Source organism: Viridibacillus sp. NPDC096237, from assembly GCF_050278625.1.
GTDB lineage: Bacteria > Bacillota > Bacilli > Bacillales_A > Planococcaceae > Viridibacillus.
This window is the reverse complement of the sequence record NZ_JBNNTI010000009.1, coordinates 1-14,999: the sequence shown is the minus strand read 5'-3', so window position 1 is coordinate 14,999 and position 14,999 is coordinate 1. Positions and strand designations below refer to the sequence as shown.

The 14,999-nt window shown below is 34.8% G+C and carries 14 protein-coding genes and 3 pseudogenes; 6 read left to right on the top strand and 11 right to left on the bottom strand.

Annotated elements, in window-relative coordinates; genetic code table 11:
• Positions 1-44: 44 nt before the first annotated feature.
• The 7 genes and pseudogenes from ACQKMD_RS07495 to ACQKMD_RS07465 form a co-directional block, all read right to left on the bottom strand.
• A pseudogene (locus ACQKMD_RS07495) lies at positions 45-191 on the bottom strand (helix-turn-helix domain-containing protein); the annotation flags it as partial.
• Between the two features lie 826 nt (positions 192-1,017).
• Complete coding sequence (locus ACQKMD_RS07490; RefSeq protein ID WP_427750812.1) at positions 1,018-1,737, bottom strand: SDR family NAD(P)-dependent oxidoreductase; 720 nt, start codon at positions 1,735-1,737, stop codon at positions 1,018-1,020.
• Between the two features lie 127 nt (positions 1,738-1,864).
• A complete protein-coding gene (locus ACQKMD_RS07485; protein WP_427750810.1) occupies positions 1,865-2,080 on the bottom strand; it encodes a hypothetical protein in 216 nt (71 codons plus the stop codon).
• 159 nt (positions 2,081-2,239) lie between these two features.
• Positions 2,240-2,533 (bottom strand): aminopeptidase, encoded by a 294-nt coding sequence (locus ACQKMD_RS07480; RefSeq protein WP_427750808.1) that lies wholly within the window; start codon positions 2,531-2,533, stop codon positions 2,240-2,242.
• A complete protein-coding gene (locus ACQKMD_RS07475) occupies positions 2,523-3,449 on the bottom strand; it encodes an aminopeptidase (RefSeq protein WP_427750806.1) in 927 nt (308 codons plus the stop codon). Before ACQKMD_RS07475 ends, ACQKMD_RS07480 begins: the two co-directional genes overlap by 11 nt.
• 134 nt (positions 3,450-3,583) lie before the next feature.
• Positions 3,584-4,081, bottom strand: a complete 498-nt coding sequence (locus ACQKMD_RS07470; RefSeq protein ID WP_427750804.1) for a hypothetical protein — start codon at positions 4,079-4,081, stop codon at positions 3,584-3,586.
• A gap of 183 nt (positions 4,082-4,264) precedes the next feature.
• Positions 4,265-4,699: a hypothetical protein gene (locus tag ACQKMD_RS07465; RefSeq protein ID WP_427750802.1), complete on the bottom strand. Its 435-nt coding sequence runs from the start codon at positions 4,697-4,699 to the stop codon at positions 4,265-4,267.
• Between the two features lie 429 nt (positions 4,700-5,128).
• Here ACQKMD_RS07465 and ACQKMD_RS07460 point away from each other — a divergent pair, with 429 nt between their 5' ends.
• Both ACQKMD_RS07460 and ACQKMD_RS07455 read left to right on the top strand, forming a co-directional pair.
• Positions 5,129-6,262, top strand: a complete 1,134-nt coding sequence (locus ACQKMD_RS07460; RefSeq protein WP_427750801.1) for a tyrosine-type recombinase/integrase — start codon at positions 5,129-5,131, stop codon at positions 6,260-6,262.
• A 308-nt stretch (positions 6,263-6,570) separates the two neighbouring features.
• A pseudogene (locus ACQKMD_RS07455) lies at positions 6,571-6,651 on the top strand (TetR/AcrR family transcriptional regulator); the annotation flags it as partial.
• A 133-nt stretch (positions 6,652-6,784) separates the two neighbouring features.
• On the opposite strand, the gene ACQKMD_RS07450 reads toward ACQKMD_RS07455, so the two are convergent.
• Positions 6,785-7,561 (bottom strand): 3-hydroxybutyrate dehydrogenase, encoded by a 777-nt coding sequence (locus ACQKMD_RS07450; protein WP_427750799.1) that lies wholly within the window; start codon positions 7,559-7,561, stop codon positions 6,785-6,787.
• Between the two features lie 232 nt (positions 7,562-7,793).
• Complete coding sequence (locus ACQKMD_RS07445) at positions 7,794-8,315, bottom strand: cupin domain-containing protein (RefSeq protein ID WP_427750797.1); 522 nt, start codon at positions 8,313-8,315, stop codon at positions 7,794-7,796.
• A 599-nt stretch (positions 8,316-8,914) separates the two neighbouring features.
• On the opposite strand from ACQKMD_RS07445, the pseudogene ACQKMD_RS07440 reads away from it, so the two are divergent.
• Positions 8,915-9,235: pseudogene (locus ACQKMD_RS07440) on the top strand (transposase); the annotation flags it as partial.
• Between the two features lie 128 nt (positions 9,236-9,363).
• Here the strand turns inward: ACQKMD_RS07440 and ACQKMD_RS07435 are convergent.
• Positions 9,364-10,290, bottom strand: a complete 927-nt coding sequence (locus ACQKMD_RS07435; RefSeq protein ID WP_427750795.1) for a hypothetical protein — start codon at positions 10,288-10,290, stop codon at positions 9,364-9,366.
• Between the two features lie 212 nt (positions 10,291-10,502).
• Here ACQKMD_RS07435 and ACQKMD_RS07430 point away from each other — a divergent pair, with 212 nt between their 5' ends.
• The 3 genes from ACQKMD_RS07430 to ACQKMD_RS07420 all read left to right on the top strand — a co-directional run bounded on the left by ACQKMD_RS07430 (position 10,503) and on the right by ACQKMD_RS07420 (position 13,145).
• Positions 10,503-11,045: a hypothetical protein gene (locus ACQKMD_RS07430; protein ID WP_427750793.1), complete on the top strand. Its 543-nt coding sequence runs from the start codon at positions 10,503-10,505 to the stop codon at positions 11,043-11,045.
• A gap of 279 nt (positions 11,046-11,324) precedes the next feature.
• Entirely contained in the window at positions 11,325-11,681 is a 357-nt protein-coding gene (locus ACQKMD_RS07425; RefSeq protein WP_427750791.1) for a glycosyltransferase family 2 protein, read from the top strand.
• A 393-nt stretch (positions 11,682-12,074) separates the two neighbouring features.
• Positions 12,075-13,145 (top strand): glycosyltransferase, encoded by a 1,071-nt coding sequence (locus tag ACQKMD_RS07420; RefSeq protein WP_427750789.1) that lies wholly within the window; start codon positions 12,075-12,077, stop codon positions 13,143-13,145.
• A gap of 252 nt (positions 13,146-13,397) precedes the next feature.
• Here ACQKMD_RS07420 and ACQKMD_RS07415 read toward each other — a convergent pair.
• Positions 13,398-14,999: C1q-like domain-containing protein (locus ACQKMD_RS07415; protein WP_427750787.1), on the bottom strand; the 1,602-nt coding region annotated here is incomplete at its 5' end.

Sequence of the window (14,999 nt, the reverse complement as noted above, 5' to 3'; positions counted from 1 at the left end):
ATAATGAGTAGCTATATAAAAAGAAAAAAAGACTACATTTTTACTTAGGATAATGTCCTATACAATGCATCCCTAGACACATTTGTAAATGCACAAATTTGAATGACAGTCATATTTCCTTCTTTGTATAGCTTTACTGCATAATACATTCCTATATGATTTTTTAGTCGTCCTTTAAATTTCCCTTTTTTTATGAACAATTTCTAGAGATGTATTCCTTATACATTTCCCGTACTTTCAAAAAGTTTACCATTTTTATAGCAATTCAACCAGGTTTCGAAGGATTTTCAAATAGTAATAAATAATTGTAAATTATGATAAAAATTCTTAAGTTCGGGGTGATATACATCCTATGAGTTTAATAGACCGAATTGAACTTAAAATTCAAGCTCGTGGTATCAAGAAAAATTTAGTTTTAAGGAGGTTTACAGAGGTGCCAGCTATCATGTATTAAGTATTGCGGATAGTGCTGTGCCTCTAACGATTGTAGAAGGAATTATCCAAGTTCGTACAAGTATTGGCCATCTTTTTCACTAAAAACATTATTGAAACATACAAGGATTTGAAAAAACAGGGGGTAAATTGTAGTGAAGATCAGAAGGATGATGTAAAAATTTTTTTGATTTGGATAGTAATAAACTTCAAGTTTGTTACTATGAGTATTAATATTACATAAATTCAAACAATTCATAATATAAAGATCCGTCATGTGAAATTATCAATCTTTTTGTAAAACAAAGTATATTAAAAGAGCCTATTTTGATCAATTTATTTCGGAATAGGCTCCTTGTTTTTAATTATAAATAATGATTTAACTACAGCTATTACCAGATATTTTCATACTTCCAATAGTCCCCATTAAATTGTTGCTCGTAATTCATAAATTTTATCATAGGATCATCTTGAATCATGATGTAATCATTGCCTTTTCACTTCAATGATACTGGGGAAATTTTAAAGATTATGTAAAATTATTGATAGTCATTTCTAACAATGCAAAACTAGCTTCATTTCTTCTTAAGCATTTAAATCTGTTATGGCTGGTACGTTAATCTCTTTGACGCAAGAAACATTAGACAAGCTCACAACACAATTAACTAAAGAAACAATGTCTTGGACTGGAATTCTGGTACCGTTATATTCAGAAATAGCTTTTTCTGCTCCAGCCTCATACGGAATTTCCGCTGCAAGTTCACCTGGATTGATGCAAGTTACAGCAATTCTATCCTCTCTAACATGTTCTCTCAAAGCATTTGTTATACCACGTAGCCCAAATTTAGAAGTCACGAAAGATACCTGAGAATTATTTGTATTATCTAAACCAGCAGTTGATCCAATCAATACTATCTTACCACTATCTGACCTTCTTAGATTTGGTAGCAAGGCTTGAATATAAGTTATCGTGGACGTTATATTTATATTTATTATATTAGCAATATCTTCTGGATTATCATGTTCGAAGTCGTAATCATCTTCAAACCCTTCTTTTTCCCAAACTCCTACGTTATAAATGAGTACATCTATTTTATCATTTCGAAGAGCTTCCGTAATTTTTTCTCTTTTATTTTGTTGCGATAGATCTACTTCCAACCACATTCGCTGAATTCCGTCATTTAAGTCTAAGCTTTTGGGTCTGCTTCTGGAAACAATCCATACTTGGTCACCAGGATTGGGTAACCCTTTAACAAATGCGTCACCTAAACCTTTGCTAGCTCCAAATATTATATATTTTTTCATCAAATCGTCTCCCCGTTTCTGTAATTTATTTTGATCGTATCATCATTTGTAATTGAATTACTATCATTCTTTGTACGTAGATAGTTACGGCAACATTAATAATTCAAACTTACAGAGTGGTTTTATTTTAATTTAGATTTCTATCAATATAGTTGCAACATTCTTGAGGGTTGTGGAAGCACTCATGTATCTCATCATTTTGAATTTCATAAAATTTATTGGTACGTGCAACCTTGAAATTTTGAATTATAACATGTTCTCCAACTTGTAATTGCACTATTTTTTCAAATAATGGGTCTTCAGAAAATCCATTTAAGGTAAAAATACTAATTTGTTCGGCCATTTATACACCTCTACCTGGAATAGTGTCAGAAAAATGTAAAAATAAAATTATAAGAATGAAAAATAAAGAACCTAATCCTCACTTTTAATACATAGGATTCGTAAATTTAACAAACACATCCTTTAAAACGAATAGGGAGATCTTTCTTAGTGTCTACATTCAAATTTTCCATAAACCATTTTCCATTATTAAAACCTTTTCTTGATTAATAATTCCATAGACATTCATGGTATTGTTACCAATCATAATATCTTCATGAACTGCTGATTGATTCATCCCTAAATTTAATAGCTCTTTTTCTGTCTTTAATGCACCATCTGAAATATTATCAATATAGGCTTGTCCTAAGGCGATATGTGAAGCTGCATTTTCGTCAAACAAAGTACTTTTGAAAGTGATACCTGTTTTTGCAATATTTGAATTTACAGGAACAAGTGCAACTTCACCAAGCATTGCAGCCCCCCTCATCTGTTTGAATAAAACTAAGAATTACTTGATTTTCTGGGTCAATTTTTGTAACTTTTCCATTTTCAAAAAATAGAGTTAAATTTCGAATAATTTGACCTGCTAAAATAATAGGTTTGGTGACGAAAGCATATCCATTCACCTGATACTTATTTGGCATCGTCCATACTTCTTCAACAGGAATATTAGACATAAATTCTTTTCCATCTTTAGTAGTTTCTGAACCTCCTATCCAAACATGATTTTCGACTAACGAGACAGTCAAATCAGTTTTCTCACTAACATATTGCAATGCGGAAAACTGGTAATTATTTAATTTTTCAGCAATGTCTTTTAAGGTTTTATTCTGTTCTTTCCAAGCTGCTATTGGATCAGACTCATTCGATTTTGTTGCATCAAATATCTTTTCCCATAAAATCCCCATCGCTTCATCAATAGTATAATCAGGAAAAAGTTGCGACGCCCACTCCTTCGTCGGGGCGTTTACGACTACCCATTTATTATTATTCTCCATTCCATAAGTGCGAACTGGACTCATAGCCCTTGCTTTTGCTTTATTTATCATTGACGCTCTTTCAATCCATTTAGCATCATTATCTATGAAAGTTGGGGCAACAATCGTAATCGTTGAATATCCAGATTCTGCATAATTCAATTCGTTTTCAACTAGTGTTTTTGGATATTTTTCTAAATAATCGTCATCCAGATAAAGAACTCTTTCTTTTTCTATTTCCGAATCCCGTAGATCAAGTGAAACAAATTGAGCTCCATTCTTGTAAGCTTCTTTAGATATTTCACGAGCTAGTGATAAGTGTTCAGAAAGAAAATTGATTTTAACCAGATCCCCCTTTTCAACTGCCACTCCAATATTCACAATTACTTTTGCATAATTATTTAAACCCAATTAATTTACCTCCGAACGTGACTGAACAACCCAAACGGAATATCCTAATGTCACCATATTAAATCTTTGTCTGATACCTTCAAGTTTTTTAAATAAGAAAAACATTAAAAATTAACTTTCCAGGGATAAATTCCTTATTTTTCTTTCTCTTCTACTTCTATCCAATAATTAATGATTAAACGTAATTCTAATCGGCGTTTGTAAGACTGCAACCCTTTAAAGAAAAATGCAGTAAACAAAAGGAAAAGCATCATATTGAGTGTCACAAATATACGACCTTCTGTTAGGTACATAAAGTTCATAACAATTAGCACCAAAATCGATATAAGCAAAGGAATAAAAGCATTTCTCTTAGTTAATAAATCATTAAAATTAGTATTTTTTGGATTTCTATAATACTCTACATACTGTATATTGATCGCACTTAAATAAAAGAAACATGCCGAAATGAACGCTAAGATGACTTTAAGGATTAGTCCAATTTCAGAAGACAATTGGTCAATTTCATTTAGTCCGAGACTAATAGAACCTGCCCCTAAGACAGCTGGCACTATTAAACGGCGATACACAGGAAGATGGTCGAAAATACCTCTAATTATGTCCATCGTTTTCCTTTCTTGTTCTTTATTCATAATGAAAACCTTCCTTTCGATAACCATCTAGCCATGCAAATATATAAATATTAATATATATGATTCTCTCTTTATTATATATGTTTCCATGTATTTAATACAAAATATTGGTAAATTTAAATGATGTTCGAAACATTAAAATGACTTTAAATTATTCATTTAACAAACCCTACCATATCTATTCTATGTTCCGTTCATTAATTTGAAAAACAACTCTTTATTCCTAGTTGCTAATGCAAAATCAATCATCCATTCTTTATGCTTATTTTCAATTTCTGCAATTAGTTTTTCTGTTTCTGGTGATACATGTGGATCGTTTAATTTTTGTAATTTCGTAACGAAGCGACTTGTATATGTTTTAATAACCCCAATAAGGTTACTTTTTTCAGCTAGCTCATGAAGGGAAAGTACTTTATTTTTAGTAAACCTATATGTGGCTTTAGCATTTACAATCCCATTTTTATTTATATCAAACTCTATGCAATATCCATTAGTTGACTCTAAAAAGTACAATTCACCTTCAATTTCAATTACAATATCACCAGCTAAAAAGTCCATGCTTAGTGTTTTTCGTGAATTTATCCGTATTCTACTTGGTTCAAAACACAATATTTCCATAAAATCCTCTCCCTCCCCATACACCCTTGATTAATACTCGTTCGTGATGAAGGCCTTTCTAATGTAATAATTTTCACGCTTTTATATAATGTATTCCTAAAATGTAACGATATCTGGTTGAATTTCATGTACTGCTTCTATAAATTTAGAATTTTACAAAATAAAAATAAGTGTACTTTTTATGTAAGTTGCTTTCTTCAATTTAAAGATGCCGTTACCACTGGATAACCTATAACAGTTGCCTGAATGTTGCCATTAACTCAAGCGTTATTAACTTCCCCATTTAATGAATAAAATATTTTTTTTATAATTGGCCCCTGAAAACATTCGAATAATTGATTACCCACCTAACTCGTTTTTAAAACGCTTAGAAACGCCCTCAGAGATATCCGTTTTTTTCATATTCCGAAAATTTTAAGGAGATAAATAATGAATAGTATCCTTAACGTAAACGACTTATCTTTGCAAACTCTCAAAAAAGAGGTTGCAAACAGAAGCATGACAGCTGAACTTCAGAACCGCTTAGATATTGCAGAAAAAAATCACTCAACTCTTTACAGTGATTTCAATGATTTAAATATGATTGTTTGGTACATCAATAAGCGTGAACATTTAAATCCGGAGCATGACCGTAATGAAAGAACAAAACAAGAGTATGAACGAGAACTTGCGATGTTTGTACATCAGCTACTTATCTATTCCTTAGAAATGGACTTAGATATTGAAAAAGTTCAAGATAATTCTCTATTTAAGTCATTGCAGCCGCGGCATATTCGTAAATACCAAGATTGGTTAGCTACTAGTAGTCCGCATGTTAAACAAAAGGGGCCATACTCACCTGCTACTCTTGCACGCAAAACAACAATAATAAAATCATTCTTAGCATTTCTTTATGAATCGAAATATAATCAGGAAATCCTACATACAGGATTCTACAACGTTAAAGTTCGTGCAGATGATAGACCAAATCGAGATTTCAGCCCACTAGAGGTAATAAAATTATTGGATACTTATAAGGATATGAATCATGTTGTTATGTTCTCTATTATTCACGTCCTATCAACAACTGGCCTTCGAAACGAGGAATTTTGTCGGTTAAATGTAGGGGATCTTAAATTGGACTATAAAACGGTTTCTTATTATTTTGATGTGTTAGGGAAAGGAAATAAACGCAGACAGATACCTCTAAAGGAAAAAGTAGTATCAAGTATTCAGGAGTTTAGGAAAGTTAGATGCTTACCACCGTTAGATGCAGGTAAGCTTAATGAACCACTATTTACAACTGGCCGTTGTACCCGCTTCTCAGTTTCTTATTTCACACAGTATATTGCAAAAGAGATTAACAGTTTGGCACTTCCTATATTTGAAACACGTAACACAAATATAACTCCCCACTTTTTCCGTCATGCATTTGCTATTATTTCTAAAATGAACGGAGCAGATATATACGACATTATGCGCTCTCTAGGTCACTCGAAGATGATCTACTTAGATAAAATATTTGAAAAAGAACGTCATGCCATTCATTCATGGAAACCTGAATTGATGAAGAATTATATTTAAACTTTAAATTCAAAAATGAACCCAACATATTACACCAGTAGGAACTAAAACTTCGATATTTGTTTAGGGGATTGAATGAGATAAGAACGTCATCAAGAGTAATACGAAATAAATGAAAAAAGTCTATGAATATTCATTTAATGTTTAGGATGATTTTTTACAATAAAAAGCATATCTTAGTTTTCTCGGATATGCTTTCATTTTGTAATTACAGTTAAACATTATGTTTAACTTCAGGTTCTTCCCCTTGTACTGCCGATTTTTTAGGCATGAAAAACGCAAGGATTAATAATGGCTATAACTAACATATCATGTGGTGGATAAGAGATGGGCTTGATTACAGTTCAGAGTATATAGCTAATCAAATTTATTCGATGTATAAATCTTAAATTATTTATCCAACATCTTCTTTACTTATTATTCTAATTAAATTTAGTAACGCAAAATGAACCTCCCTATCAATACACTTTGAATTGATAGAAAGGTTCATACTATCTATTCTATTTAATTGATATTATCTTTTTATTGAGCAGTGTAACCTCCGTCAATTACAACAGCTTGTCCTGTCACACTCTTAGCTTTATCGCTCGCTAAGAACAAAGCATAATCAGCAATTTCACTAACATCTAATAATTTCTTTTGAGGAACCATAGGAAGAAGAACTTCTGCTAACACATCCTCCACAGGAACATTACGAGTTTTTGCTAAACCTTCCATTTGTCCACGGACAAGTGGAGTATCCACATAACCTGGGCATAATGCGTTAACAGTAATACCGTGTTCAGCACCTTCTAATGCAGCAACTTTTGTTAAACCTATAACACCATGTTTAGCACTGTTATATGCCGCTTTACCTGCAAATCCAACTAAGCCATTAATAGATGCAACATTAATAATTCGACCGAATCCTTGCTCTTTCATAATTGGGAAAACCGTTTTAGTAATAATGAAAGGAGCAATCAACATAATTTTTTGCATCATTTCGAATTTTTCAGTTGGGAAATCTTCTATTGGTGAAACGTATTGTAATCCCGCATTATTTATTGCGATATCAATCGTACCAAACGTTTCTTTCGCTACTTGTACTAAGTTTTGTAGTTCCTCTTCTTTTGTTACATCAGCTTTAATCCCTAATGATACAAAACCTAAATTTTTTAAGGATTCGGCAGCTACTTTTACCATTTCTTCGTTAATGTCAGAAAGGACTACTTTTGCTCCGTTTTCAGCAAAGAGTTTACCAATTTCAAATCCAATACCTCGAGCAGAACCTGTAATAATAACTACTTTATTTTCAACCATTATAAAGTCCCTCCTAATTTTATATAACCACTTTTATAAATAAATGATGCTGATACTCCATTACGACCTGGCAATAAACTTATTCGATTCTACTAATAAGAAGCCCCTCGAAAATACTGATTTTCGAGGGGGGTTATTATCTATTTTATAAAAAGTAGCTGAAAACCTACTATCTTTTCGATTGTTTGCATACCGTCATTATTAAATATTGTTTGAGCTACCTTATAATAGCCTATTTTGGAATACTTTCGTAAGCTAACTTCATAATAATATCCTTGTGTTGGGGGTATTTTAGTAATAGTTCTTCTTGTGTAAATAATTCGAAGTCTTGGAAATCAAAACCTGGAGAAACCATACAACCAACTAGAGAACAAACATCATTCTCCATAACAGAAGAACCAAAGATTGAATTTTTAGGAACTAACGCTTGAGGTACTTCTCCTTGTTCTAAATTAATTCCTAATTTAATTTCTTCATACTCTCCATTTTCATGAATAACATGGATTGTTAGGGAACTTCCGCCGTGATAATACCATAATTCATCCGATTTCAAACGATGAAAATGAGATACATCATTAGACGTTAAAAGAAAATAAATACTCGTATAAAGCTTTCTTTGACCTTCAAAGTTTACTTGCAATTCTTTGTCAGAAGTCCGTTCCTCAGATTCAAATGTTCTCTTGTAATATCCACCTTCTGGATGCGGAACAAGTCCAAGTTTTGATACCCAAGTTTGTAATTCATTTAAATTCATTGCAAAAATCCTCTCTCTATTTCGTTTGATTAAATGACTGCACTTAATGATGTTGGTTTATAAAAAAACTTCTACCTGAGGAAATCAAAAAAAGTTCCATTCTCTGAAGTAGGGATAGGATTCACGTTACCCTCTAATACATTTATTACTTTATCAAAATCTGTATTACTTAATATTATCATAATATTTACATCCTTCAATATTAACAGAATAAATCGGGCTACATATCTATAAAAATGATTATTATAAGTTTTGATATTTCACGCAATAGATCATCACATAAAATGAATTTTAGCCATCGCTTTTTCTTCGATGCCGTTAATTTCCGTTCCGGCGGACGCTTTCCTGGGGACGAACCTTGAGCCTCCTCGTCGCTAACGCTCCTGCGGGGTCTCAAGATGGAGTCGCCGCCTGCACTCCAATCAACTAGTTTTATCGTTTATCTGAGTTTTTCATTCTTTCCGATTCAAACCTAACCATTTATAATGAAAGGACTAATTCAAGGTGGAACTGTCCATGATTTCCAAACAAGAATTATTCACTCTAAGCTCTTATATGTTGCTTTACATTTAATTGTGCCTAAAATCAAAGAACTCGTTACGTATTACTTTGACATAGAAAAATGTGAGGTCTGTCCATTACAAGATGGCTATTATAAAGACGGCGCCAAAATCAAAACGTATTCAGTTTCCATAAAATCCACCGAACTTGAAGAGCAAGCTGCTTTTCAAGAAACGGCAAGATTCAAAGACTTAGCGAAAAAGCGCTATAAAATTGAAGCGAAGAATAGTGAGTTGAAAAATCCGCATGGCTGCAATACGGCAAAATCGGCGGGTTTATTTGGCCTGGAAATCCAAGGAGCTACAACATTATTTGCGGTGAATTTGAAACGTATCTTAAAGCTATTAAATGAAGAATAAGGGAAATACAAAAAACACCAGCACTTTCTGTTCAAAATCGAACGAAAAGTGCCGGTGTTTACTATTGAAGAACATTACATTTTAAAAACATAAGTTTTTCAGTGACCTAGCTTATGCAAGGGCTTCTTTTATTTTTGCAAATTATTGGCCTGATAGTAATCTGCAAGCTCGGACTCTAATCTGTCATATAAATGTATTTTTAGATAGTTAGAGATAAAGTATTCTTTTTCCTTCTCGACTTCCGAAGAATAGAATAGTTTTCTAAATAGCCCAATCTTATTTTGACTTTCAAACTCACTTAACGCTTCAGCTCGTAATTCAGAAACGACGACGTTTTCAATATGGCGTTCTCTTAACTTCACCGCAATATCCTTCACTTTGTGAGCGGTGATGTCTTGAATTTGATCTTTTAAAATCTCATTGTCCTTTATTAATTTCTCGGTTTGTACTTTTATCTCTTCTATCTGTTCATTCGAATCATTTGGTAGAGCAATGAATCTTTGATTGAGGAAATCATCGTTCACTACTATTTGTGTTTCTGAATCATCAAGCTTGTTGAATTTGAATAAGCCTGTTTGAAGCATTTGATTTAGTACATTACTAAGCATATCCACTTTTCCGCCTAAATCATCATGGACTGTTACTGCTGTTTCTGCGGAAAAATGCGGTCGTGGATTTACACGGCCTTCTTCATCTATTCCCAATAGTTGTTTTAAACCTTTGACCCGATACTCAACTTTTAACAATATAATCATTCTTAGTTTTAATATAGCCAAAAACGATAGACGTATTGTTGTAGGTGTAGAGGGTTTCAACTCTTGGTTGAGTAAGATATATTCTTGGAATGGCTTGATATAATATCGCAGCTGCGCATCGGATATGCCAAACCAAGTAGCGACTTCAATAATTGAATAGGACTTCTTTTCATTTATTTCTAGTAAATAAGAATCGTTGTATAATATGTCTTCCATAGGTGTATCACGTACGACTGTAAATAATGGATCATGAATCAATAATGCTCGTATCTTTTGTTTCATTTCTTCCGCTACTCTCAATTCGTTCACCTCTATCCTGTATATTCAAATAAAGATAAATTCTCTATTTTTAACTTAGAACTATCTTTATTTTTTCTACTCTTAATTCTATTCTATTAATTGCTACTATTTTCCTTCTATATTCCATAAATCACTGAATCATTAAAATACTTATTAATAATTTTTATAAGACTGGGAACATTAAATTCAAAATAAACCTTGAGGTAGTGTATATGAAAAAGTCTAGTTTACTTATCTTGATTTCATCTTGTATTGTGCTTTTTTTAACGGTATTCGCAAAAGCAAATGATGAACCTAGTCCATATGAAGAGATATATCCCGAAATTGGATACAAAACCGTAGAAGCAGCAGCCAACGATTTTGAACAGCATTTTAAAGAAAAACTTATGCTGCCGCTTAGATTACCTCCGATAAGCTTTACTCATTATTTTGGTCGATTTAATGACTTAGATAGTGACATGAATGACTCTTTTGAAGTAGTTTTTATTAATGATAAGGCTTCTGAAAATCATTATAAAATTAACATTCGACCTATCGAATTTAAATTACCCATAAGGACGAAATATGTACTAGAAACTTTGGAACTTAAGAATGGAAATGAAGCTACCTTGATGAGTCTTTCAGGTTTTAATGTACTTGTTTTTGAGAGAGATAATTGGCAGTATATGCTAAACATAGATAAGCGAGTTTCTGATAAGGTGACACCTGAAATTTTAGTGGAAATCGCAAATTCGATTGTTTATCCAAGTGAGTAGGAATACTAAGAATTGATCTTACGAGTGTTGGAATTGATAGAGATCTTAAAAAGACTTGTTCAGTATTAATTAACAAGTCTTTTTTGTTTCACGATATAACTAATAGCATTCAAAAAACTAATTCCGATAATGGCTATATAATAAGTAGAAACTGATGGAGTCGCCACCTAAATTAAATTCGTCTCGTTCTGGTTCAATTTCGTTTGAATTTTAGATTTAAACCATGACATCGGCGAATACATTTTAATAAATGTCTAATATCTGCAAAACTGACATATTATGAATTGGGCTTCAGACATTGAAGCAATACAAGATTTCTCTTCCAATTACTGCGAAAGCCAACGCGGTAAATCAAAGCTAGTATTGCGTCTGGTTGGATTTTGGTTACTTGCAAAAAGATCACTGTTAGATAAAATTGATGGTTTCGATGAGCGTTTTGAATATGGGTCTTTTGAAAATGACGATTTATGCATTCCGGCAGTGAAAACAGGCTATCAATTGCAAATTATCATAGAAACACATTTACGCTTTATCACTCCAAAAACTGTGCAATCTTTATTTACTACACATTTATTTGAAATTACATCGCGGACATATAAGTATATTGGGTTAGAATCAAATGTTGAGCTTTTTTAAACGAAGTAGGTTATCTTGCTGAAAACTTTGGTTTTTCAATGGAGCAGCTATCAGACTTTACTAAAATTTATCAAAAGAATCAATTCCTTACTTCTCAGAGATCACAATTGCGATATAGATGGGAAAACAAATCAACCAATACGTATATCTGTTATTAACTAACAGTGAGTTGTTGGAAATATAGCTAACTTTTATCTGAAGTGAAGAAATCCACATGATTGGATAATGTGAACATGCGGTTGTCTTAGTGCAACTCGGAATACGTATCCTTCATGGGTTATACCACAATTTGGCGTATTTCTTGTAAATTCCTCCCTGCCCTGGAACGCCTTATTATTGTGAGGTTCCTCGTTAATTTTGCATATACATGAAAATATTGAAAGGTGTGGAATGTTGATTACAATTAGTCTATGTATGATTGTAAGAAATGAACAAACTGTGATCGGTCGTTGTTTGAACTCTGTTAAAGACATAGTGGATGAAATTAACATTGTTGACACTGGTTCCACAGACAATACAAAAGAAATTGTTGCCAAATATACAGATCGGATTTTCGATTTTACTTGGATTGAAGATTTTGCTGCAGCACGAAATTTTTCATTTAAACAAGCAACAAAGGATTATATTTTATGGCTGGATGCAGATGATGTGTTATTAGAACAAGACCAGGAAAAATTGATGCAGTTGAAAAAAACTCTTGAATTAAGTGTTGATGCTGTTTCGATGAACTATAATCTGGCTTTTGATGAACAGAATAACGTCACCTCGAGTTTAACGAGAAATCGTTTAGCTAAACGGGAAAAAGGGTTTAAATGGATAGGGGCGGTACATGAGTACTTGGAAGTATACGGAAACATACTTAATAGCGATGTGGCTGTATCTCACAAGCCATTAAGCCACGATGCGGAGCGGAACTTGCGTATATATGAAAACTTTCTTTCATCAGGAAGAGAGTTTACGCCACGAGATTTATTTTACTATGCGAATGAATTAGTGGATCATGGAAAATTTGAAAAAGCTATTGAATACTATCTACAGTTTTTAAAATCGAAAAAAGGATGGGTCGAGGATAATATTACCGCTTGCAATAAATTGGCTAATTGCTATCAAAATTTAAATCTTAAAGAAGAGGAATTTAAATGGATTCTGCACACTCTTAGCTATGGCCCGCCTAGACCAGAAACTTGTTGTAAATTAGGATTTTCATTTTTGCAAAAAAATGATCTTTCCACCAGCGTATATTGGTATAAAAAAGCACTGGAAAATGTAGAGTTTCAGGGCACAGCATTTCAAGACCACTCTTACACGACTTGGTTACCACATTTGCAATTAGCTGTATGTTATGACAGGTTGGGTCAGTTTCAATTGGGTTATCAACACAACGAGAAAGCTCTAAAATTTAGACCTAAAGACTCTAGGATGTTAGCCAATAAAAAATATTTTGAGAAAGTGCTTAACTTGTAGGCTGATTTGTTATTAAATTCTTGTGAAAATATTGTAGGATTGCGATCTTATCGACTTTTCTTATGTCTATGACGAACTAAACAAGGAGCAATGGCCATATTCACTATCAATGTAAAAAGGATCCTAAAATCTACTGGGTAAAAAGGTATAATCCAAGCGTGCAAAATGAAGAAAATAGCCGACTCCCTCCAGAAAATATGGAAAGAGAGTCGGCTATTTTATCAAGTACGGAGTATTTTTAGCATTTTTTTATTATGAAGGGAATCTTGCTGCTTCAAAGTTTGTGTCTGTTACTCCTGGTACTGTGACCGCAGAAGCTTGAGTAGTAGAAATCGTTATAGTCACCTCATCACCGGCCTGTAGCTGAAGAATAGATGAAACTGTTACTGTAGTAGCTTGAGTTCCAAGTTCTTCCTCAACTTCCCTAGCTCTTACAATTCCATTAACAAGGATATCTAGTTCCACTACATAGGCACCTAGTACAATGGGATTTATACCGACAGAAGATAAAATAGAATATACCCCTGATTGTTGTGGAGTAAATATAGATGTAGCTGGGTCAAATTCATTATTCAAATCAAACTCTTCAACTTGAAATAAGACTTGAACGGTCGCTGGTTGAGAAGTATTACTAAATGCTCTAAATGCTGATTCGGGCTCAGTAGGACCTGTTGCTCCAGTTGCGCCTGTTGCGCCTGTTGCTCCAGTGTCACCCGTTGCTCCTGTTGCACCAGTATCACCCGTTGCTCCTGTTGCTCCAGTTGCTCCAGTTTCACCCGTTGCTCCTGTTGCTCCAGTTGCTCCAGTTGCTCCAGTGTCACCTGTTGCTCCTGTCGCTCCAGTTGCACCTGTTGCTCCAGTTTCACCCGTTGCTCCAGTTTCACCTGTTGCGCCTGTTGCTCCAGTGTCACCCGTTGCTCCTGTTGCTCCAGTATCACCCGTTGCTCCTGTTGCTCCAGTTTCACCTGTTGCTCCTGTTGCTCCAGTTTCACCTGTTGCTCCTGTTGCTCCAGTTTCACCTGTTGCTCCAGTTTCACCCGTTGCTCCAGTTTCACCTGTTGCTCCTGTTGCTCCAGTGTCGCCTGTTGCTCCTGTTGCACCAGTATCACCCGTTGCACCAGTATCACCTGTTGCTCCTGTTGCTCCAGTTGCTCCGGTGTCACCCGTTGCTCCAGTTTCACCCGTTGCTCCTGTTGCTCCAGTTTCACCCGTTGCTCCTGTTGCACCTGTTGCACCAGTATCACCTGTTGCTCCAGTTTCACCTGTTGCTCCTGTTGCACCAGTGTCACCTGTTGCTCCAGTTGCTCCAGTTGCTCCGGTGTCACCCGTTGCTCCTGTTGCTCCAGTTTCACCTGTTGCTCCAGTTTCACCTGTTGCTCCAGTTGCTCCAGTTTCACCTGTTGCTCCAGTTTCACCCGTTGCTCCAGTGTCGCCTGTTGCTCCTGTTGCACCAGTATCACCCGTTGCTCCAGTTTCACCTGTTGCTCCAGTTTCACCTGTTGCTCCTGTTGCTCCAGTTTCACCCGTTGCTCCAGTTTCACCCGTTGCTCCAGTTTCACCCGTTGCTCCAGTGTCGCCTGTTGCTCCTGTTGCACCAGTATCACCTGTTGCTCCTGTTGCACCAGTGTCACCCGTTGCGCCCGTTGCTCCAGTTTCACCTGTTGCTCCAGTGTCGCCCGTTGCACCTGTTGCTCCAGTGTCGCCTGTCGCTCCAGTAGCTCCAGTTTCACCCGTTGCACCTGTTGCTCCAGTGTCGCCTGTTGCACCTGTTGCTCCAGTGTCGCCTGTTGCACCTGTTGCTCCAGTGTCGCCTGTTGCACCTGTTGCTCCAGTGTCGCCTGTTGCACCTGTTGC

Bases quoted from the DNA above. Each gene is read 5' to 3' on its own strand.
- ACQKMD_RS07490 (WP_427750812.1), bottom strand. From the start codon at position 1,737: ATGAAAAAATATATAATATTTGGAGCTAGCAAAGGTTTAGGTGACGCA.
- ACQKMD_RS07485 (WP_427750810.1), bottom strand. From the start codon at position 2,080: ATGGCCGAACAAATTAGTATTTTTACCTTAAATGGATTTTCTGAAGAC.
- ACQKMD_RS07480 (WP_427750808.1), bottom strand. From the start codon at position 2,533: ATGCTTGGTGAAGTTGCACTTGTTCCTGTAAATTCAAATATTGCAAAA.
- ACQKMD_RS07470 (WP_427750804.1), bottom strand. From the start codon at position 4,081: ATGAATAAAGAACAAGAAAGGAAAACGATGGACATAATTAGAGGTATT.
- ACQKMD_RS07465 (WP_427750802.1), bottom strand. From the start codon at position 4,699: ATGGAAATATTGTGTTTTGAACCAAGTAGAATACGGATAAATTCACGA.
- ACQKMD_RS07460 (WP_427750801.1), top strand. From the start codon at position 5,129: ATGAATAGTATCCTTAACGTAAACGACTTATCTTTGCAAACTCTCAAA.
- ACQKMD_RS07450 (WP_427750799.1), bottom strand. From the start codon at position 7,561: ATGGTTGAAAATAAAGTAGTTATTATTACAGGTTCTGCTCGAGGTATT.
- ACQKMD_RS07445 (WP_427750797.1), bottom strand. From the start codon at position 8,315: ATGAATTTAAATGAATTACAAACTTGGGTATCAAAACTTGGACTTGTT.
- ACQKMD_RS07430 (WP_427750793.1), top strand. From the start codon at position 10,503: ATGAAAAAGTCTAGTTTACTTATCTTGATTTCATCTTGTATTGTGCTT.
- ACQKMD_RS07425 (WP_427750791.1), top strand. From the start codon at position 11,325: ATGAATTGGGCTTCAGACATTGAAGCAATACAAGATTTCTCTTCCAAT.